The organism is Acinetobacter sp. GW821-FHT09D10 (assembly GCF_059416285.1).
Window position 1 is genome coordinate 261,863 of the sequence record NZ_JBWKOW010000003.1, and the last position, 21,384, is coordinate 283,246.

Below are 21,384 nucleotides of genomic sequence, written 5' to 3' on the forward strand. Positions count from 1 at the left end.
TTTGAATAAATTAAAAAGGAAGTTGTGCTATGAGCACTATAGAAAAAATTGACGTCGTCATTATTGGGGCTGGACCATCAGGTAGTTCTGCTGCGGCACTTCTTCGAAAAAAGGGTTATACCGTTACGGTCATTGAAAAACAGCATTTCCCTCGTTTTTCGATTGGTGAGTCATTGCTACCGCAATCTATGGCGTTTTTAGAAGAGGCTGGTTTACTCGAAACGGTCCGTGAGCATGTTGATCAATATGCTTTTCAATTTAAAAATGGTGCGGCTTTTTTACGCGGTAAACAACGCAGTTTTTATAACTTTACAGAAAAATTTACTGATGGGCCGGGGACTACTTGGCAAGTTCGCCGTGCAGATTTTGATAATTTGCTTGCAACGCAAGCTCAAGCTTATGGCGCCGACATACGCTTCGGACATGAAGTCTTAGATGTTGATGTTGCATCTGAACAGCCCGTACTTACTGTGTTAGATGAAGAACAACAGCGTTATCAGATTCAAACCAAGTTTTTGTTAGATGCGAGTGGCTTTGGGCGAATTTTGCCAAAATTATTAGATCTAGAGAGCCCATCAAACTTTCCAGTACGTCGTGCACTGTTTACCCATATTGAAGATGGTATTACAGATGACCCTGAGTTTGACCGCAATAAAATTTTAATTACTGTGCATGAAAAAGATCATCGCGCATGGTATTGGCTTATTCCATTTGCAGACGGTCGTGCTTCTTTTGGTGTCGTTGCAGAACAAGATTTTTTTGACAAATACACAGTCGAAAATGCTGAAGATAATGAACCTGAAAAGATGCTTAAGCGTATTTTGGCCGATGAGCCAAGCTTGTCACATGTATTGCGCCTTGCAAGATTTGATACACCAGTACGCACCTTGGTGGGTTACTCAGCGAATGTAAAACACTTGGCAGGCAACAACTATGCACTATTGGGTAATGCCGGTGAGTTTCTCGATCCTGTCTTTTCATCGGGTGTGACGATCGCTTTAAAATCTTCCAGCTTAGCTGTACCTTTGGTTGAGCGTGTCTTGCAAGGTGAGCAGGTAGACTGGTTACAAGAATATGAAAAACCATTACGCCGTGGTATTCAGGTGTTTCGTGCCTATGTTGAGTCATGGTATGAAGGCGAGTTTCAAGATGTAGTGTTTTCACAAAATCAGAATGAAGGCATTCGCCGTATGATTTCTTCATTACTGGCTGGTTATGCATGGGATGAAAAAAATCCAATCCATAAAAATGCCAAACGTAGACTTACTACTTTGGCGGAATATTGTCGTGAGGGCTTGGCACAAGAACAGGCACTTGAGGGCTAATCATGCAACGCAAATGGGCAACGATATTACTCAGTAGCTTTTTATTTTTAAATGGTTGTCAGGTCATGCCACATGCCAAAGGGCTGCAAAGCCCACTATGGCAGGCACAAGCTTATCAACGACAAGATCAGGTTGAAGTTCAGTGGAAGCAGCAAAGTTTTAGCTTCTTGTTATACCAACAGCAAAAGGGTGCTGTACTGGATATGGTGGCTTTGAGCCTGACAGGCCAACAATTATTTAAGTTACAGTTTGATGGATATCGTATTCATGTTGAACAACGTATTGATCAAATGCGTTTATTGCCTTTTGAGTTTGTGGTACGTGACCTTTTGTTTGCGACATACCCTCAATTTTCGCATTTAGGGCAGCAAGCCGTAGAGATGAAACAACAAGCTGGCATGCAAGTTGTCTATATTGAAAAGCAGCCTGTATTACAGCTTAAACAGGGACAAGGAAGCATTGAATTGATTAATGAACAAGTCCCTTATACCATGACGCTGAGTTCGATTGAAAATACGTTGCAGACAGAAGAAAGTCCTACACCATGAAACATTTACCTTCAGAAAATGCAGCCACAATGGCAGTAGGCATACAATTAAGTGTCGGTTTATCTGCATTAGGTGGTGAACTTAATCAAATTAAACAGGCATTACAACAGCCACAGCAAACCTTAAGTTTGCGAGATGATTTAATTGCTGATCGTAATGTTTGGGTGGGGCAATATACACATCCATTATGCTCGAATGTACCAGACACCTTACAGTCTGTAGATTCACGTAATCTACGTTTTGCATTAACCGCATTATCTGAAATTGAAACAGCGTTAAAAACCTATACGGCATCCTTTGAAAATAAACGTTTGGCAATTGTGGTGGGCACATCCACTTCAGGTATTGCAGATAATGAATTATTACTTAAGCAATATTTTCAAGGGAAAACTGATCTTTCAATATCTCACTATCCACAAGAAATGAGCTGTTTAGCAAAAGCATTGCAGCAGTACTTAGGATGGGAAGGGCCTGCATATACTATTTCGACCGCTTGCTCTTCAAGCGCGAAAGCATTAGCTGCGGGGCAGCGTTTACTTCATGCAGATTTAGCCGATGTTGTATTGGTGGGTGGCGTCGATACCTTGTGTCAGTTGACACTAAATGGATTTAATAGCCTAGAAAGTTTATCTGAACAGACTTGCCAACCCTGCGGCGTGAAACGTGATGGCATTAATATTGGTGAAGCTGCTGCATTTTTTGTATTAAGTAAAGCCACTGCTCCTGTGATGTTAATGGGTGCTGGTGAATCGATGGATGCGTGGCATATTTCGGCTCCACATCCTGAAGGCAAAGGTGCAACTTTAGCTATGCAACGTGCACTAGATATGGCTCATATTTCAGCTCAAGAGATTGGTTATATCAACTTGCACGGCACGGCAACTCCACAAAATGATGCAATGGAAATTAAGGCAGTACGACAAGTTTTTGGTGATTATCAGGTTGCTTTAAGTAGTACCAAACACAAAACCGGACATTGCCTCGGTGCAGCTGGCGCTATAGAAGCTTTTATTTGTGAACAGATTCTAAAAGATCAAAGTTGGTTGCCAGTGCATCAAAATGTTGAGATTGATCCAGATTTGGCTGACCAAAACTATGTACGAGATGCCGAGCTAAAACAACCCATCCGCTATGTCATGAGTAATTCTTTCGCTTTTGGGGGAAGTAATATTAGTCTTGTTTTTGGAGTGAAGCCCTGATGAAACTTGATGCAATTCAATATATTCCTCATGAGCAGCCTATGGTTTTTATTGACCATTTAACAGCTGTTGCAGAAGGGCGCGCGCAAGCAGAGCTAACAATTACACCTAAGCTGATGTTCTGTGAAGCAGAAGGCTTGCCGACATGGGCAAGTATTGAAATTATGGCACAAACCATCAGCGCTTATTCAGGCTGGCAAGGTCAGCAGTCAAAACAAGCGCCAAAAGTCGGTTTTTTATTGGGAACACGTAAGTTAAATTTACCGATCCCTTATTTCGCTTTAGGTTCACGATTGATCATTCAAATAGAACAACAATATTTTCATGAAGGACTTGGGCAATTTTCCTGTGAAATCCAATATGCTGAACATCGCATTCAGGCAACGTTAAGTGTATTTGAGCCAACAGAAACACCATTTGAATAACCACAAAGAATTAGGAATACATTGTGACAAGACGAATTTTAGTAACGGGTTCAAGTCGAGGAATTGGGAAAGCGATTGCATTACAATTGGCAAAGGCTGGTTTTGATGTAACTGTGCACGCACGTTCGCGTCAGGCAGACGCTGAACAAGTTGTACAAGAGATTCAAGCGTTAGGACAAAATAGCCATTATTTAATGTTTGATGTCACTGAACGCCAGACGGTTCAGCAAATTTTAGAACAAGATGTAGAGCAGCATGGTGGATTCTATGGTGTTGTATTGAATGCAGGTCTTACCCATGATGGTGCTTTCCCAGCTTTAACAGATCAAGATTGGGATGAAGTTATTTCGACTTCCTTAGATGGTTTTTATAACGTATTAAAACCATTAGTTATGCCAATGATCCATTTGCGTAAAGGTGGTCGTATTGTCACGTTATCTTCGGTTTCTGGCATTATGGGTAACCGTGGACAGGTCAACTACAGTGCTGCAAAAGCAGGGTTGATTGGTGCGACCAAGGCCTTAGCACTCGAATTGGCCAAGCGAAAAATTACCGTGAACTGTGTAGCGCCTGGTCTGATTGAGACGGAAATGGTGACAGATGAAGTCAAAGAACATGCACTTAAAATGATTCCGTTACAACGCATGGGACAGGTCGATGAAGTTGCTAGCGTGGTGAAATTCTTGTGTTCAGATGAAGCTTCTTATGTGACCCGACAGGTTATCTCTGTGAATGGGGGACTCATCTGATGAAACGTGTTGTTGTAACCGGAATGGCTGGGATTACCTCTTTAGGTGAAACCTCTGATGAGATTTTTGCCCAATTTGAAGCCGCTAAAAGTGGTATTCGCTACATGCCGGAGTGGGAGCAATATGTTGACCTTCGGACCAAGCTTGCTGGACCTGTTGAAACTTTTAATATTCCAAAACATTTTAACCGTAAAGTCACCCGTGGTATGGGCCGTGTTGCGCTCATGTCTGTGGTCTGTGCCGAAACTGCTTTGCAAAATGCTGGCTTGCTTGGACACGAAATTTTGTCTAGTGGTGAAACGGGTGTTGCCTTTGGTTCTTCTGCGGGTAGCGTAGAGGCCGTGGGTGAGTTTGCAAGCATGTTGCTTCATCAGAGCATGAGTAAGATCAATGCAACAACCTATATCCGCATGATGGCCCATACAAGTGCGGTGAACATGACCGTATATTTTGGTTTAAAAGGATTAACTTTACCGACATCAAGTGCATGTACCTCTGGTTCTATGGCCATTGGGCAGGCCTATGAAGCAATTAAATATGGCAAACAACAGGTCATGATTGCTGGTGGTGCAGAAGAACTCAGTGCAGCAGGTGCTGCGGTTTTTGATGTATTGTTCGCGACCAGTGTAATGAATGACCAACCAGAAAAAACACCACGCCCATTTGATGCTAAGCGAGATGGATTGGTGATTGGTGAAGGAGCTGGCTGTTTAATTTTAGAAGAATACGAACATGCTAAAGCTCGAGGTGCCCATATCTATGCCGAAGTGATTGGCTACGGTAGCAATACTGATGGTCAACATGTCACTCGCCCCGAGTCAGAAATGATGGGTCGCTGTATGCAATTGGCACTTAAAGATGCATCTGTAGAAGCTAAAGACATTGCTTATGTAAATGCGCATGGCACCTCAACTGATCAGGGCGATGTAGCAGAAAGTCAGGCGACAGCAGCAGTTTTGGGACGTAAGCCGATCAGCTCTTTAAAAAGTTACTTTGGACATACGCTGGGGGCGTGTGGAGCTATTGAAGCTTGGCTGAGCATTGAAATGATGAATCGTAGTCGCTTTATTCCAACTTTAAATCTAGATGAAATTGATCCACTGTGCGGCGATCTGGATTATATCGTTCAGCAGCCAAGAACTTTGGATGCTGACATTATTATGAGCAATAACTTTGCTTTTGGCGGAATTAATACTTCGCTTATTTTTAAACGTGTTAAACAATAAGGAACACAACAATGTTAAATAAAAAACTTTTATTTGTAGCAATGCTAAGTGCGGGTTTTACTGCCACTGTTCAGGCTGGAGATGAAGTACATCAGTTAAATTTTAAAGAAGCTGTAGACCGTGCAGTTGCAGATGGCACTTTAGATGGTTCAGTAAAGTTTTATTTAAAGGGTACAAAGTCTGGTGGTAAAGTCATTCAAAAAGATGCGGTGACTAATAAAAAGACCAATGGTTTTGGTAAGTCAGCAGCAACGTCTTGTGATTGGGTTTTACGTTCAGCACTCATCCAAATGCAAAACAATGCTAAAGCACAAGGTGCAAACGCGGTTACCAATATTGTGAGCTATTTTAAAGCCAATGAAACCACAAGTACGACAACTTACGATTGCTATAAAGGTGCCATGATGGCGGGGGTTACCTTAAAAGGCGACGTGGTTAAATTCTAATTAATTTTAAATAAGGTAGGGATAATGTCTAAGCGTAATATTGAAGTCTACACACAGACATTGTCCCGGCTTCTTTTAAAATCTAAACAAGATTTTCCTGACTTTCGTACATTTAATCATTATAAAAAACAGCAAATACATAACATTAGAAACGAGCTGATAGCACAGAAATTACAAATTACAATAACGGATTTAGAGTTTGCAAAGCATGAGCATGGCAAGCCATATTTATTGAATCATGATTTAGATTTCAATCACTCTCATAGCCAACAGTATTATGCTTTAGCAATGAGCCCCCATGTTAAAGATATCGGTGTAGATGTTGAAGAACTAGACCGTAAAGTTCGTTTGGAAGCTTTAGCCCAGCATGCATTTCACCCTGACGAATATGAAACGTGGTTAAGCTTAGAGCAAGACAGAGAATACTGGTTTAAAGTTTGGACGACTAAAGAAGCTGTTCTAAAAGCCTCGGGCCTCGGCATACGGCTAGATTTAAATACTTTAAATACTCAAGCACATCCTACAGACAATGGCGGAATATGTTCTCATCCACTTATCGGGACATTTGCTTATCAAAACTTCGTTCTGGGCAATATGATGCTAACAGTGGCATGGCGTTCGGAATTATCTTGCCGCGGTTTTCAGTTTCCTACTATTCAGCTTCATTCACTTGATCCTTAATAAGTAAAATAGCAGACATAAAAAAACCGCGAATTACGCGGTTTTTTTACTAAAGGAGAAGCTAAAAATTAAGCTTGACCTTCAACAGCTTGAGCACGTTGCATATTTGCTTCGAACTCTGCATCAAAGTTGATTGGAGTAAGAAGTAACTGTGGGAAGCTACCTTTAGTCACTAAATCATTTACCGCTTCACGTAAGAACGGGAACAAAATATTTGGGCAATAAGCGCCTAAAATATACGGTAAGCGATCTTCTTCAATATTATCAATCAAGAAAATACCTGATTGAGTGATATCTACAATGAACGCTGTTTCGTTGTCGTTATCGGCTTGTACCACAACTTTTAAAGAAACTTCAAAATGAGTTGGATCAATTTTTTCTGCAGCAGAAGAAAGATTGATATTGAGTTCAGGTTGCCATTGTTTAGTAAAAACCTGCGCCCCTGGAACCTCAAAAGAAATATCTTTTGTATAAATACGCTCTAAAGCTAATTGTGGTTGAACTTGTTGTTCTTCGCTCATTGTTTTTTCCTTAATATGGATGCGATGTTAAGCCAATAATTCGTCGAGTTTACCTTCACGCTCTAAAGCATAAAGTTGGTCAAAACCGCCAATAAACTGATCGTTAATAAAAATTTGTGGGACAGTACGATGATTCGTGCGTTGCATTAATTCAACACGTACTTCCGGTGCTTCAACAGAAAGATTTACTTCTTTGTAAGCAATACCTTTACGCTCAAGTAACTGTTTAGCACGAACGCAATACGGGCATACAGAAGTTGAGTAAACAATGACATTTGCAGTCATAATAATTCTCCTTAAGCTTTTGGTTTGCTTTTTACAAGAGGTAAGCCTTGTGCTTTCCAGTTACTAATACCACCATCAAGACGATAGCTGTCATGGTGAGCAACTTTTTGCAAAGCACTCCCAGCAACTTGCCCGAGGTTGCAAATAAATACTAATGGGCGCTCACTTGCTTTTAATTCATCAGCATGACTTGCAATTTGGCTGAAAGGAATATTGCGGCTGCCACTAATATGACCTTCACGGAAGTCTTTACTATCGCGCAAGTCGATCAGTATGGCATTTTTCGCTTTCACTAAAATACCAAGCGACTGTGGTGAAATTTTACGACCGTTACGTTGACCTTCAAAAATGAAGAACAACACGACCAAGACTCCGAGCGTACCAAACAAAATGGGGTGATTCCCCATAAACTCTAACCAGCGTTCCACAAGTCACCTAAAAAAATTAAAAACAAAATTGACCTAGAGTATAGCGTATATAGATGGTGATCAAAATCACCACTTCAAGTGCAAAGCGGACAGAAAATTAGTTTTTTTGCTGTGCTTCTTGAATCTCATCATTTAAACGCAAAAAGCTATCTAGGCGCCGTGGTAAAATTTCACCAGATTCTACAGCGTGTTTTAACCCACAGTTCTTTTCATGAGTATGGGTACAATTACGGAATTGGCAAGAACCCAAATGTGCTTCAATTTCTGGAAAGCCCATACGAATTTTTTCTAAATCAAGATGCCAAAGCCCAAATTCACGAATTCCTGGTGAGTCGATTAATGCGCCATTTTTACCGAAATTCATTAAACGTGTAGAGGTTGTTGTGTGCTGACCAAGTGCAGAGTTTTCAGAAATAATATTTGTTTTTTGCTCTGCATCTGGAATTAATACATTAATTAAAGAACTTTTCCCTACACCCGATTGACCAACGAAAGCTACCGTTTCGCCATCTAAACGTTCAGATAAAACAGAGATATCTCCCTTTTTAGACTGACAAATCATCACCTCATAACCCAAAGTTTTATATTCTTCTAATAGCGTGAGAATTGGGTCATTTTCAGTGAGTAAATCTGATTTATTTAAAACTAAAAGTGCAGGAATGTTAGCGTCTGCGCAAGCCACTAAATAACGATCGATTAATGTCGGAGCTGGCTCAGGAAGGGGAGAAAATACAATTACAATCAAACTGATATTTGCTGCAACTGGTTTAACCTTGTGATAACGGTCTGGGCGGGTAAGTAATGAGTTGCGTGGATGAATGGCAGTAATAATGCCTAAACCCGTGTTCGGGTCTGCTTGCCATTTAACCCGGTCGCCAGTCACAAGTAACTCAAGGTTAGTTCGAGTGTGACAGCGCCATACGCTTTTGAGCTCGATAGGTTTCCAGAATGGTTCTGGCTCTCCTTCGGCAACTTGAGGTTTTTCTGGGTGATGCTCAGGTATAGAGAGTGCCTGTACTTCGAGTTGGCGGCCATAATGTTGTACAACGAGTCCGTCCAGATCTTGTGAAGTATCGGCCTCTTCTTGGCGAGTTTTGTGCTGTTTTTCAATACGACGTTGCTGCTGTTCAGTTAAACGACGCTTACGAATTAAAGCCATTCATATCCCAAAAAAACCACTGTTTGAAGATGGCAAAAATAGCATGAAGCGGCTATAGAATTACAGCGCAGATGCAAGAAATTTGCTACTATTGATGTTTTTACGGCATTTTAGAACGTACATACATGAGCAGTACTTTAAATACACGATTAATTTGGATTGATCTGGAAATGACCGGTTTAGATACCGATAATGACCAAATTATTGAAATCGCAACAATTATTACAGATGATAATTTAAATGTACTTGCCGAAGGTCCGGTCTTGGCTGTCCATCAACCTGATCGTATTTTAAATGCAATGGATGAGTGGAATACCCGCCAACATGGACAATCTGGGTTAGTTGAGCGAGTTCGTCGTAGCAAATTGACAGCTCGTGATGCTGAGCTACAGACTTTAGAATTCCTAAAAAAATGGGTCAACCCAAAAGTTTCACCGATGTGCGGTAACTCGATTTGTCAGGATCGCCGCTTCTTACATCGTCTTATGCCTGAGCTAGAGCAGTATTTCCATTATCGTAATCTTGATGTGTCTACCGTAAAAGAACTTTCAAAACGCTGGCGCCCTGAAATTATGAGTGGTCTGAAAAAGAATGCATCGCATTTGGCAATGGATGATATTCGTGACTCAATTTCTGAGTTGAAATATTACCGTGAATACTTCTTTATTATGAATACTGATGGTAAAGATTGATTACGTTGTATACGTAATATGAAAGGGGCTGTTGCCCCTTTTTTTATTATTTAAAGGACATTGTTACAATAATGCCGAGAGCCTGATTTGGCTTTCATATTCATTTTGCTTAAAATGATGTTTTAAATTTTTATTATAAAAAGAGAGCATTTATGCAAAGTAATAACCCGATACTGACCCGTGTTGAAACGGTCAGTGACTATAGTCAACCAATGACTGTGCAAGGTGCGATTCAAAAATCTGTTATGTTGACGGTCATTGCAGCGGCTGTGGGCATTGCTTTATTTTTTTACGCAGCTTTTACTGCAAATGTTGGTATTGCCTATGCGGGTGCTATTGTTGGTGCAATTGGTGGCCTGGTTTTAGCTTTGATTGCCACATTTAAACCGACGACTGCACCAACCTTAGCAATTCCATATGCTTTATTTGAAGGTGCATTTTTAGGCGGTATTTCTTTTACTTTTCAAATGAAGTACCCGGGTGTGCCTTTACAAGCATTACTTGCCACGTTCGTGACAACATTGGTGATGTTTGGTCTATATAAATTTCACATTGTACGTGCAACAGAAAAATTTAAGTCAGTTGTGATATCTGCATCTCTGGCTATTTTTCTTGTGTTTATCGTGCAGATGATCATGCGCTTAGCCTTTGGTTCAAGCATTCCTTATATTTTTGAAAGTAATTGGTTAGGAATTGGCTTTGCTGCATTTATTGCTGTGATTGCGTCACTTAACCTGATTTTAGATTTCGATTTAATTGAAACCAACGCAGCTTACCGTGCTCCAAAATTTATGGAGTGGTTATGTGGAATTGCATTACTCTCAACTTTAGTTTGGATGTATATCTCTTTTTTACGTTTGATTGGTTTGTTATCTGACGACTAAAATTATATTCATTTAGAAGTCGCTCCTCATGAGGGGCGATTTTTTTTCGTGCGATTTTTGAAAAAAGATGCATTATGCAATTTCGAAAACCGTTGAATATTGGCATTATGCTTTAAATTGTTTTGAGTGAGATCGGCATGACACAAGGACTTTTAGCAGGTAAACGCTTTTTGATTGCAGGCGTTGCTAGTAAATTATCAATTGCTTTTGGTATTGCCCAAGCATTACACCGCGAAGGTGCAGAGCTTGCGTTTACTTATCCAAACGAAAAATTAAAAAAACGTGTGGATGAATTTGCTGAGCAATTCGGTTCTAAGCTTGTGTTCCCATGTGATGTTGCAGTTGATAGCGAAATTGACAATGCATTTGCAGAACTTGCAAAACATTGGGATGGTCTAGATGGCGTAGTTCACTCTATCGGCTTTGCTCCTGCACATACACTTGATGGTGATTTTACTGACGTGACTGATCGTGACGGTTTTAAAGTTGCTCATGACATCAGTGCATACAGCTTTATTGCGATGGCACGTGCTGCAAAACCATTACTACAAGCTCGCCAAGGCTGTTTATTGACTTTGACTTACCAAGGCTCTGAGCGCGTTATGCCTAACTACAACGTTATGGGCATGGCAAAAGCTTCTTTAGAAGCTGGTGTTCGTTACTTGGCATCAAGCTTAGGTGTTGACGGTATTCGTGTAAACGCGATTTCTGCGGGTCCAATTCGTACATTGGCTGCTTCTGGTATTAAATCTTTCCGTAAAATGTTAGATGCCAATGAAAAAGTTGCGCCATTAAAGCGTAATGTAACCATTGACGAAGTGGGTAATGCAGCATTATTCCTTTGCTCACCATGGGCTTCAGGTATCACTGGTGAAATTCTATATGTAGATGCTGGTTTCAATACTGTAGGTATGAGCCAATCTATGATGGATGATGAATAAGTTTTAAAATTTATTCAGACATAAAAAAAGCCGTAGTTGAAGGACTACGGCTTTTTTACTGGGCGCAAGTTATTGAGGAAGTTCTTTTACAGGTGAACCACCTAAAGCTTGCATGAGGGTGACATACGCGTTGTATTGGCTTTGTTTAGTTTCAACAAGGCTTAAGCGTGCAGTACGTCTAGTTTGCTGAGCATCAAGAAGTGTTTTTAATGCGACAGCACCATAACGATAACGAACTTCAGTTAAACGTTCGGTCTTTTCTGCAAGTTCAACATTACGTTCTTGTAACGCTACTTGTTTGTCGAGTTCTGTACGACTTGATAAAGCATTTTCTACATCAGCAAAAGCCTGATAAAGGGTCTGGCGATATTGAATAATCGCTTTTTCATAATCAAGATTGCTAATCGCAATATCTTTCTTCATATCGTTATATTGCAAAAACGGTAAGCTTAAACTTGCACCTAAAGTTAGGGCAGGGTTACGTAACAGTTCTGTCAACGATGTACTGCTTGAGCCCAAACTACTGGTTAAACTAATCGAAGGATAGTAGCTCGCCTTAGTTGCATCTTTAGTCGCGAGCGCCTTTTTCAAACGAAGCTCAGAGGCTTGTAAATCGGGACGGCGCGATAAAATATCGGCAGGTAAGCCTGCACCAATTGTTGGTAGTGCATTGCGAGGTAAACGCTTTGGCTCTTGAATGTTTAATTGTTGCAATGGTTCATGTAAGAGCACAGCAATGGCAGTACGTGTTTCAACCAGTTGTTGCTCAATCTGACTTAAGCTCGCTTTTTGGCTTTGTACCGATTGTTCTGCTTGAGTAAGATCTACTCCTGAAACAGCACCAGCTTTATACTGAATCTGTACCAGTTGATAAAGCTTTTGTGAGGTTGCTAGACTCTGCTGAGCAGTCGCATAACGTTCATTTAAATAACCGAGTTGCCAATATAATTTAGCCGTGGTTGCAATTAAACTCTGTCCAGTGGCTTGTAGATCTTGTTCTGTCGCTAAAGCTTCCCATTTGCTTGCTTCAGTTTGGCGAGCAAGCTTACCAAACAAATCAATTTCATAGCTTACGCCAGCACTCATTGATAGACCTTTAGCGCTGTCATCTCCTGAGTTCAAATCAAAAGAATGTCCCGTTGAAACACTAGAGCTTGTACGTAAGCCTTGCTTATTTGCTGTTAGGTCAGCTTGTAAACGTGCTTGTTTTAAGGTAATCCCTGCAACAGCTAAGTCACTATTACGTTCTAATACATTGTTTACGAGTTGATTAAGCTGTGCATCACCAAAAAGTGTCCACCAACGGTCAGAATATTGATCGGCAGATATGGTTTTTGCTTTTGTGGCGTCATACTGAAAACTACCCGGAACTTGTACCGCAGGTGTTTCATAAGGTGTTTTTACTACAGCAGCACATCCAACAAGAGAGCTTGTGAGGAGAAGTGCTGTGCTGAGTTTAGTCATAGAGAAAGACATGCAATTTTCCTTATTCTCGTGATAGTGCTGCAACTGGGTCGAGTTTTGCCGCATTCTTGGCTGGTAAGAAACCAAAAACGACACCAATCAGTGTTGAACACACAAATGCTGCAATAATAGAAGTGCTTGAATAAGCCACGCTAAAGTTACCGCCAGCAAATTTATTAATAAGTTGTCCAAGGCCAAGTGACAGTAAGACACCAAGCACACCACCAATTAAACAGACTAAAATTGCTTCAATAAGAAATTGCTGCAAAATATCACTTTGACGTGCGCCTACAGCCATACGTACGCCAATTTCCTGAGTACGCTCAGTCACAGAAACCAGCATAATATTCATTACCCCAATACCACCAACGACCAGTGAAATTACAGCAATTGCTGAAACCAGAAGTGTCATCGTGCTGGTTGTTTTCTCAATGGTTTGACGGATACTGTCACTGTTCATAGTGAAAATATCTTGTGCACCATGGCGCTGGGTTAATAAGTTTACAATCGCATTTTCTGCGGCTGTAGTAGAATATTTGTCATTAATACGAACCACGATATTGCGGACATTAGACTGGCCTAGCATACGGCTCATTACAGTTGTATAAGGCATATACACGTTTAACGTGTCGTCTGAGCCCATGCCGCTTGTTTGCGGTTCTACAACGCCAATAATACGGGCAGGTACACTACCGAGTAACACCACTTGGCCAATTGGATTGCTACCATCGCCAAAGAATTGTTTTTGCGTATTGGTATCAATCACCACATCTTGTGAGCGATCACGCACACTACGTTGATCAAAAGTTTGCCCATCTTTAAAGACCAAACCTTTTACATCGAAATAATCATTACTCACACCATTAATGGTGGCGTTTGCTTCATTCTGTTGATAGCGCATAGTCTTGGATGTACTGACCATCGGACTGACTGCACTCACATAAGGTTGAGTCATTAACGCATCAGCATCGGCAGGAACCAAGGTTTTAAAGCTCGCGGTTTTAGAATTGTCACCAAACCCACGGCCCTGAAATACGGTAATCGTATTGGTTCCTAGACTGCTAATATTGCTTAAAATTTGTTGTTGAGAACCTTTACCTAGAGCCACAACAGTAACAACAGAGGCAATACCAATAATGATCCCAAGCATGGTTAAAAAAGTGCGCATGCGATGGGCATTCATAGACAGTAAAGCCATTTGGAAGGCTTCAGATAAACGGTCTAAAGTTGAACGCCATGCGGAAATACTTTTACCTTTCTTCTGTTTACCTTGTAAGGCAGGAGCGGCATCAGGATCAGACTTGATTGGTTCGGCTGCTTGATCTGGAACATTAGAACGGTCACTAATAATTTCTCCGTCACTAATCTCGATAATACGAGTCGCATTTTTTGCAACTTGCATATCGTGTGTCACCAAAATAATAGTGTGACCAGCAGCATTGAGTTCACGCAAAATACGCATAACTTCAACGCCACTATGTGAGTCGAGTGCTCCTGTTGGTTCATCCGCAAGGATAACATCACCACCATTCATTAGGGCACGAGCAATAGAAACACGTTGCTGCTGACCACCAGAAAGCTGACTTGGTCTATTAAGTGTTTTAGTGCCTAACCCTAACTCGGTAAGTAGAGCTGTTGCCCGTTGTTTACGCTCAGAAGGGGTAACACCTGCATAAACTGCTGGAACCTCAACGTTACCCTCAGCAGATAAGTCACCTAGTAAATGATAGCGCTGGAAAATAAAACCAAAATATTCACGGCGTAATCGAGCGAGCTGATCTGGCTCTAACTTACCAGTCTCTTGCCCACTAACTTTGTAACTACCACTAGTAGGGCGGTCTAAGCAGCCCAAAATGTTCATGAGCGTTGACTTACCTGAACCAGACTGGCCGACAATGGCAACCAGTTCGCCTTCGTAAATGGTAAGGTCAATCCCTTTTAAAATTTGTATTGTGCTTTCGCCAGCAGGGAATTCCCGGACCAGATTGCTGACTTCAAGCAAAGCTTGTTTTGTCATGCTTACATTCCCATTGGGCCACTACGGCGACGGTTATTACTACTATTTGCTGATGCAGCAGAAGTATCTGCACTATCGGCAATCACAACTTGATCACCTTGTTTTAAGCCCGCAAGAACTTGTGCATTTACCCGGTTGTTGATGCCAACCAAAATTTGAGTTGGTTTAGTTGTGCCATCTGCTTGTAATATGCGTACAACACTTAAAGTTAATTTACCTTGTTCAATTAACTGTTTTTGCTCAGCAGTTAGGTTAAGACGCTCTAAACGAGCTCCATTTCCTTGAGGCTTTTTAGCAGCTTCAGGTGTTGAGCTTGCTTTATCAGATGATTGACCTGATTTTCTTTGACCTGAAAATTGTTTAGAGCTAAGTGCTGATGAAGGAACGAGCAGGGCATTTTTAGCTGAGTTTAAAACAATATAAACTTGTGCAGTCATATCAATACGCAATTTGCCATCGGTATTTGGCACATCGAATAGGGCATTATAGTAAACGGCTGAGCTTGTAGTTGAACTGGTGGTATTTGTTGATTCGCTAGAAATTGAATCTGGAGCAGGCTCAATTTGACGTAAGGTTGCGTAACGCTTAGTGTCTTCACCTAAGGTAGTGAAATAAACCTGTTGGCCTTTCTCAACTTTCATAATGTCAGCTTCACTGACTTGCGCCTTAATCGTCATATTTTGTAATTTTGCAATTTTGACAATTGTTGGCGCACTTTGGTTTGCGTTTACCGTTTGACCTTCTTCGGTCACAATTGCGACAACCGTACCATCAGTTGGAGCAAGAATACGGGTATAACCAATATTGGTTTGCGCCGTAGATCTAGTCACTTTTGCAGATTCGATTTGCGCATCTAATGCTTTGATTTGTGCTTGAGCTGTTTTATAGCTTGCTTCTGCCGATTCTAGATCTGCGCGTGGTGTTGCATCTTGCGCATACATTTGTTGCTGACGGCGGTATTCAAGTTGCTTTTCATTCAAAGATGCAACTTGTTGAAGACGCTGTGCTTCTAAATTTTTAATATTCGCATCAGAGGTTTTTAAACTATTTTCTTGTGTGGTTGAATCAATTTGCGCAATAAGTTGACCTTGCTTAACCTGATCGCCTAGTTGTACATACATCTTTTTAACCTGACCAGATACCTGTGCACCGACACTAATCAGTTTGGTTGCATCCAGTGTACCCGTTGCAAGTACATTATTTTCAATATCCCCGCGCGTTACCTCGGCAGTAATATATTGTGGCTGCTGCTGTTTTGGCTTGAAAAACTTCCAGGCTAATACAGCAATAATGACTATACAGACGATGATAATAACAAGTTTGATTGGCTTTATTTTTGGCATGGCGAGAGGTCGAAAAGTTTAAAATTTAATTTAGTATAAAAGCGAAATGAGGATAAAACGTGAATTTTTATGATATTTCAGGAATGAAGAAAAATGATTCAGCCGAATTATTGTATAAATAGTGTTTTTCCACATAATTCAGCAATCGCTTGCTGCATTAAATGTTCTGCATTTTCGTTCGACATTCCTTTAATTGCTGCATCAATTTGCAATAGAAGGGTAGACCAGCCTAGAAACTGTTGCGGATTTAGCCTTCTTAAAGCTTGTTGATATAAACCCACCTTTGTTTTCCATATACCAAGTTGTAGGGCATTATGAGGTTGTTCAAACAATTGCATCAACAAGCGCATTTCTTTACTTAAAGTCCATAAAATCAGACTATCTGGTTCGCCTGCTGCAATTAAATATTGAAAAATCTTAATAGATTGGCCAAGGTTGCCTTCTAATAAGGCATCACTTAAATCATAGGTGGTATAGCGTGATTGATCTTGTAAACAAGCATATAAATGCTCAATCAAAATCAGTTTTTGGTCTGGAAAGGTATCCCGTACACGCATCAAGCTGTTTTTAGCAGCTAATAAGTTGTGCTCATGATGTTGCATTAACCACTGCCAAGCATCATTGTCGAGCTGGATCTCAAGCTTTTCTGCTTCTACGTTTAAAATACGTTGACGGTCTTGTGGGTAATTTGCCGTTAGAGCAACTACAACCCCATTTGCTTCAACAACTTGAAAAAAAGCAGATTTTAAGCTGCTACTATCTTGTTTGGGTAAAACAATTAATAACAGGTTATGTTCATTATGTTGTATATAGCTTTTAAGTTGTTTTAAGCCATTTGCATCAGGTTTTATATTGCCATGTACTTCAATAGCAAGCTGTTGAGAAAATAAAGATAAGCTATTAAGTGCGTTAAAGACATTTTTCCAGTCGCTCACGCTACTAATATCATAGCGCTGTCTTTCAACTTCTTGTTGTTGCCAGCTTTTGCGAAAGGCATCTAATAAATTTTGTTCTAATAAGGGCTCTTGCCCATGCAAAATCCACGCACCCCGAGCTTCCGGAGTACGTTTTAAGGCTTGTAAATAGTCAATTTTCATTGCAGGCAAAAATACAGATTAAGGCTGAGCTTTTGGTAAACGATTTGCTGAAATCTGACGAGTAATTTGCTGTGCAATATCATCAATCACAATATGTTGTAAGTAAGTTTCTTGCTGATTTTCAGTGTTGACTGTTGCCAAGTCATATTGATAACTACGAGATGCAGTTAATGAGCGTGGTTCAGTAATTTTATTACCCTGACGATCTTCAATCTGGAAGGTTACGGTTAGGCGTAATAATACTTCTGTCAGTTTTCCATTTAAAAGCTGACGACGTGGTGTGTATTCCAAAACACGAAGTACATAGGCATCACTATCATTACTGAATTGAACACCATTGGCAGCCAAATACACTTTTAACTGCGTTTCCAAATCATCAGTTTTAGCTGGTAACTCAAGGCTTAACTTTTTATAAACAAGCGGAGTCGCAGTCGGGTTGGTTCCTTTTAAATGAAATCCACACCCGACTAAGCCTGCACTAAGGCCTAAGGTTAAAACAACAGCGGCTAAACGTTTGGCTAAGTGCATGCTTGATCCTCTCATTAATAACTTTAATTAAACCACGAGGTTAACTAGTTTATTTGGAACCACAATTTCTTTTTTTGTTGGTCCGGTTAAGAATTGTTGAACTTCTGGTAGAGCTTTAGCTTGAGCTAATAGATCTTCTTTAGAAATATCAACAGAAACTTCAAGTTTACCGCGAAGTTTACCGTTAACCTGTACAACAATCGTTTGCGTATTACGTGTTAACGCAGAAGCATCCACTTCAGGGAACGTTGCTGCTGTAACATCTGTGCCAAATTGAGCCAATAAAGTTTGGCTTAAATGTGGTGCAAACGGTTCGAGCAAAGTTAAAAGTGTAGTGATCGCTTCACGTTCTACAGCAATGTCGTTGTCATCTTTTGCTTCAAACTTGTTGCTCGCATTTAATAACTCCATTAAAGCAGCAATAGCAGTATTGAATGCATGACGACGTTCAATATCATCACTTACCTTTTGAATGGTTTCGTGTGTTTTACGACGTAAATCTTGAGCATCTTTAGACAAGTTTGCAGTATCGATTGTAGAAGTTGAGTTTCCTTTTTCAAGGAAGCCTGCTACAAGACGCCATACACGTTTCAAGAAACGGTTTGCACCTTCAACACCTGCATCAGACCATTCTAAAGATTGATCTGGTGGTGCAGCAAACATCATGAATACACGAGCAGTATCTGCACCGTATTGATCAATAATCGCTTGCGGGTCGATACCGTTGTTTTTCGACTTAGACATTTTTTCTTGTCCGCCGATGACAACTTCTTGACCATCACCTGAATATTTTGCAGAAAGAATACGACCTTTTTCATCGCGCTCTAACTCAATATCAGCTGGGTTAAACCAAGTTTTCTTACCATTTTCGGCTTCACGGTAGAACGTGTCTGCAAGCACCATGCCTTGAGTTAACAAGTTGGTAAATGGTTCATTACCTTGTACAACGCCTTCATCACGCATTAATTTATGGAAGAAGCGTGCATAAAGTAAGTGAAGAATTGCGTGCTCAACACCACCGATGTATTGGTTCACAGGAAGCCAGTTTTGAGCAGCTTCAGGTTTAACCATACCACCAGTAAAGTCTGGAGAAGCATAACGTGCATAGTACCAAGATGACTCTACGAAAGTATCTAAAGTATCTGTTTCACGACGTGCATCGCCGCCACAACAAGGACATTTAGTTTCATAGAATTCAGGCATTTTATTAAGAGGGTTGCCTGAACCATCTGGTACAACGTCAGTTGGTAATACAACAGGAAGTTGATCTTCAGGCACTGTGACTTGACCACAAGTGTCACAGTTAATCATTGGAATTGGACAACCCCAGTAACGTTGACGAGATACACCCCAGTCACGTAAACGGAATTGAACTTTAGAATTTGCTAAATTTTGTGGTTCTAATTTTGCAAGGAATGCATCAAAAGCAGCTTGGAATTCTAAACCGTCAAACTCGCCAGAGTTAACCAGTTTACCTTCTTTAGAACCGTACCATTCTTGCCACTCAGTTGCAGAGTAGTCTGCATCGTCAGCGCCTTTAGCATCAATCACTTGCTTGATTGATAAATTAAACTTGTTTGCAAACTCAAAATCACGTTCGTCATGTGCAGGCACAGCCATAACAGCGCCAGAACCATAAGACATTAATACGTAGTTTGCGATCCAGACAGGAAGCTCTTCACCAGTTACAGGATGTTTTACAAACAAGCCTGTAGCCATGCCTTTTTTCTCGGCTGTTGCCAAGTCCGCTTCTGCAACCGAACCCATGCGGCATTCTTCAATAAATGCAGCCAATTCAGGGTTAGTTTCAGCAGCTTTAAGCGCAAGAGGGTGTTCTGCTGCAACGGCCACATAAGTCACACCCATTAGAGTGTCGGCACGAGTTGTATAAACAGTTAAACCGTCAGCATAAATTTCTGTATTGGCAGATGGGAACGTAATTTCCATGCCAGTAGAGCGACCGATCCAGTTACGTTGCATGGTCAACACTTGTTGAGGCCAGCCATCTTGTAGGGTGTCAAGATCGTCTAATAATTCTTGTGCATAATCCGTAATACGGAAGTAGTACATTGGAATATCGCGTTTTTCAACCAATGCACCTGAGCGCCAGCCACGACCATTTTCAACTTGTTCGTTTGCCAAAACTGTTTGGTCAACCGGATCCCAGTTTACTGTTGAAAGTTTACGGTAGATCAGGCCTTTTTTATAAAGCTGAACAAATAACCATTGTTCCCAGTGATAATACTCTGGTGTACAAGTTGCGAATTCGCGATCCCAGTCTACAGATAGACCTAATTTTTTTAATTGGTCACGCATGTAGGCAATGTTTTCAAATGTCCATTTTGCCGGAGCAACTTTATGGGCAATTGCTGCGTTTTCAGCAGGTAAACCGAATGCATCCCAACCCATAGGTTGTAGCACAGTTTCACCTTTTAAACGGTAAAAACGGCTAATAACATCGCCAATTGTATAGTTACGCACATGCCCCATATGCAGCTTGCCGCTTGGGTAAGGAAACATTGACAGGATGTAGCGATGTTTACCTTCGACAGTGTCGGCAACTTTAAAGACTTTACGATTTTCCCAATCTTGTTGAACTGATGGTTCAATCGTGTTTGCTTGATATTCGGGGTCAATGTGAGAAATAGTCATAGACGTAAGCTATACAACGAAAATTGAAATGAAAGATTGCTGCACAGCATAGCGCAAAATAAGGGGAAATGTCAGTTTTTAGATCAGGATTTTATCTTTTAATATGAGCAATAAACATTTCTCAATCTATTCTTCTTTATTTTAAATAATAGAAGAGTAGTGAAAATATTCACCACTCTCATTTTGGTTATCGTGCTGCTGCGGATGGGGCGGGCGGAACTGGTACAGCGGGTACACCTTTTTCCGGTACTACGTTAGCTGTTTCTTGCACTACTTTATCTGTTTTTTCCTGAGATTGTTGTTCTGAGGTGGGTGTCGAATTTTTTACGGATGGTTGGCTGCCGTAAGTTGAAACTTTGTTCAAATGTTTTGCACTCTTAGGTGGCGGAGTCGTGGTGTAATGTGTAGAGCCACTTTTATCCATCCATTTATAATATTGCTGTGCCTGACTTTGACTTGAGCAAATTAAAATTACTGTTGTTACTGCTGTATATAAGCTTGTTTTTAAATAAGATAAATTCATATCAGATCTTCCCCAAAAAGCTGACTATATTTAAATAAAGTTTATAAATAAGCAATTTACAATGTATGGTTTTATATAAAAAAGAATAATTATTTTTAATAAATAGGGATTGGAACTACCAAATTTACGATTTAATTTTAGATTAAAAAAGAAGCAGCTAAAAATTTTTATGGAAAAACCTTTTCTTTAATCTTGACTTTAGTGAATTAAACAACAAAAATGCTTCCTTTAGTTTTATATGCGATTATTTG

Annotated in this window: 22 protein-coding genes; 11 read left to right on the forward strand and 11 right to left on the reverse strand. The window is 40.5% G+C overall.

What is annotated here, in order from left to right; translation table 11 throughout:
• The first annotated feature begins 29 nt into the window (after positions 1–29).
• From AC07M3_RS10265 to AC07M3_RS10300, 8 genes are read left to right on the forward strand one after another with little or no spacing between them, the layout of a single operon-like run.
• Positions 30–1,325 carry an NAD(P)/FAD-dependent oxidoreductase gene (locus tag AC07M3_RS10265; RefSeq protein WP_494567218.1) on the forward strand — a complete coding sequence of 432 codons (1,296 nt, stop codon included), beginning with the start codon at positions 30–32 and terminating at the stop codon, positions 1,323–1,325.
• A 2-nt stretch (positions 1,326–1,327) separates the two neighbouring features.
• A complete protein-coding gene (locus AC07M3_RS10270; RefSeq protein WP_494567219.1) occupies positions 1,328–1,873 on the forward strand; it encodes a DUF3261 domain-containing protein in 546 nt (181 codons plus the stop codon).
• Positions 1,870–3,072: a beta-ketoacyl-[acyl-carrier-protein] synthase family protein gene (locus AC07M3_RS10275; protein WP_494567220.1), complete on the forward strand. Its 1,203-nt coding sequence runs from the start codon at positions 1,870–1,872 to the stop codon at positions 3,070–3,072. The genes AC07M3_RS10270 and AC07M3_RS10275 overlap by 4 nt, the downstream gene beginning before the upstream one ends.
• Positions 3,072–3,497 carry a hotdog family protein gene (locus AC07M3_RS10280; RefSeq protein ID WP_494567221.1) on the forward strand — a complete coding sequence of 142 codons (426 nt, stop codon included), beginning with the start codon at positions 3,072–3,074 and terminating at the stop codon, positions 3,495–3,497. Before AC07M3_RS10275 ends, AC07M3_RS10280 begins: the two co-directional genes overlap by 1 nt.
• A gap of 23 nt (positions 3,498–3,520) precedes the next feature.
• Positions 3,521–4,246 carry a 3-ketoacyl-ACP reductase FabG2 gene (locus AC07M3_RS10285; RefSeq protein WP_005044822.1) on the forward strand — a complete coding sequence of 242 codons (726 nt, stop codon included), beginning with the start codon at positions 3,521–3,523 and terminating at the stop codon, positions 4,244–4,246.
• A complete protein-coding gene (locus AC07M3_RS10290) occupies positions 4,246–5,472 on the forward strand; it encodes a beta-ketoacyl-ACP synthase (RefSeq protein WP_494567222.1) in 1,227 nt (408 codons plus the stop codon). The genes AC07M3_RS10285 and AC07M3_RS10290 overlap by 1 nt, the downstream gene beginning before the upstream one ends.
• A gap of 11 nt (positions 5,473–5,483) precedes the next feature.
• A complete protein-coding gene (locus tag AC07M3_RS10295) occupies positions 5,484–5,918 on the forward strand; it encodes a hypothetical protein (RefSeq protein WP_005036894.1) in 435 nt (144 codons plus the stop codon).
• A 24-nt stretch (positions 5,919–5,942) separates the two neighbouring features.
• The gene (locus AC07M3_RS10300; RefSeq protein WP_494567223.1) at positions 5,943–6,599 is read left to right on the forward strand and encodes a 4'-phosphopantetheinyl transferase family protein; all 657 of its coding nucleotides are present in this window, start codon (positions 5,943–5,945) and stop codon (positions 6,597–6,599) included.
• Between the two features lie 68 nt (positions 6,600–6,667).
• Here the strand turns inward: AC07M3_RS10300 and secB are convergent, their stop codons facing one another.
• The 4 genes from secB to rsgA form a co-directional block, all read right to left on the reverse strand.
• Positions 6,668–7,120 (reverse strand): protein-export chaperone SecB, encoded by a 453-nt coding sequence (gene secB, locus AC07M3_RS10305; RefSeq protein WP_003654925.1) that lies wholly within the window; start codon positions 7,118–7,120, stop codon positions 6,668–6,670.
• A gap of 27 nt (positions 7,121–7,147) precedes the next feature.
• A complete protein-coding gene (grxC, locus tag AC07M3_RS10310) occupies positions 7,148–7,405 on the reverse strand; it encodes a glutaredoxin 3 (protein WP_003654926.1) in 258 nt (85 codons plus the stop codon).
• Between the two features lie 11 nt (positions 7,406–7,416).
• On the reverse strand, positions 7,417–7,833 hold the full coding sequence (locus AC07M3_RS10315) for a rhodanese-like domain-containing protein (RefSeq protein WP_003654928.1): 417 nt from the start codon (positions 7,831–7,833) through the stop codon (positions 7,417–7,419).
• A 97-nt stretch (positions 7,834–7,930) separates the two neighbouring features.
• Positions 7,931–8,992 (reverse strand): ribosome small subunit-dependent GTPase A, encoded by a 1,062-nt coding sequence (gene rsgA / locus AC07M3_RS10320; protein WP_494567224.1) that lies wholly within the window; start codon positions 8,990–8,992, stop codon positions 7,931–7,933.
• Between the two features lie 125 nt (positions 8,993–9,117).
• Between rsgA and orn the strand changes: the two genes are divergently transcribed.
• The 3 genes from orn (at position 9,118) to AC07M3_RS10335 (ending at position 11,509) form a co-directional block, all read left to right on the forward strand.
• The gene (gene orn, locus AC07M3_RS10325; protein ID WP_003654932.1) at positions 9,118–9,684 is read left to right on the forward strand and encodes an oligoribonuclease; all 567 of its coding nucleotides are present in this window, start codon (positions 9,118–9,120) and stop codon (positions 9,682–9,684) included.
• Positions 9,685–9,836: 152 nt separating this feature from the next.
• On the forward strand, positions 9,837–10,568 hold the full coding sequence (locus AC07M3_RS10330) for a Bax inhibitor-1/YccA family protein (RefSeq protein WP_198496519.1): 732 nt from the start codon (positions 9,837–9,839) through the stop codon (positions 10,566–10,568).
• A gap of 137 nt (positions 10,569–10,705) precedes the next feature.
• Positions 10,706–11,509: an enoyl-ACP reductase FabI gene (locus AC07M3_RS10335; protein WP_003654938.1), complete on the forward strand. Its 804-nt coding sequence runs from the start codon at positions 10,706–10,708 to the stop codon at positions 11,507–11,509.
• A gap of 69 nt (positions 11,510–11,578) precedes the next feature.
• Here AC07M3_RS10335 and AC07M3_RS10340 read toward each other — a convergent pair whose 3' ends face one another.
• From AC07M3_RS10340 to AC07M3_RS10370, 7 genes are all read right to left on the reverse strand, one after another.
• A complete protein-coding gene (locus tag AC07M3_RS10340; protein WP_494567271.1) occupies positions 11,579–12,973 on the reverse strand; it encodes an efflux transporter outer membrane subunit in 1,395 nt (464 codons plus the stop codon).
• A 22-nt stretch (positions 12,974–12,995) separates the two neighbouring features.
• Positions 12,996–14,990, reverse strand: a complete 1,995-nt coding sequence (locus AC07M3_RS10345; RefSeq protein WP_494567225.1) for a MacB family efflux pump subunit — start codon at positions 14,988–14,990, stop codon at positions 12,996–12,998.
• 2 nt (positions 14,991–14,992) lie between these two features.
• Positions 14,993–16,333: a MacA family efflux pump subunit gene (locus AC07M3_RS10350; protein WP_494567226.1), complete on the reverse strand. Its 1,341-nt coding sequence runs from the start codon at positions 16,331–16,333 to the stop codon at positions 14,993–14,995.
• Positions 16,334–16,440: 107 nt separating this feature from the next.
• Positions 16,441–17,430: a DNA polymerase III subunit delta gene (holA, locus tag AC07M3_RS10355; protein WP_017391267.1), complete on the reverse strand. Its 990-nt coding sequence runs from the start codon at positions 17,428–17,430 to the stop codon at positions 16,441–16,443.
• 18 nt (positions 17,431–17,448) lie between these two features.
• Positions 17,449–17,958, reverse strand: coding sequence for an LPS-assembly lipoprotein LptE (locus tag AC07M3_RS10360; protein WP_092707358.1), 510 nt, complete (start codon positions 17,956–17,958; stop codon positions 17,449–17,451).
• 27 nt (positions 17,959–17,985) lie between these two features.
• Complete coding sequence (leuS, locus tag AC07M3_RS10365) at positions 17,986–20,610, reverse strand: leucine--tRNA ligase (protein ID WP_494567227.1); 2,625 nt, start codon at positions 20,608–20,610, stop codon at positions 17,986–17,988.
• Between the two features lie 187 nt (positions 20,611–20,797).
• Positions 20,798–21,133 (reverse strand): DUF4124 domain-containing protein, encoded by a 336-nt coding sequence (locus AC07M3_RS10370; protein ID WP_199990075.1) that lies wholly within the window; start codon positions 21,131–21,133, stop codon positions 20,798–20,800.
• Positions 21,134–21,384: the final 251 nt, after the last annotated feature.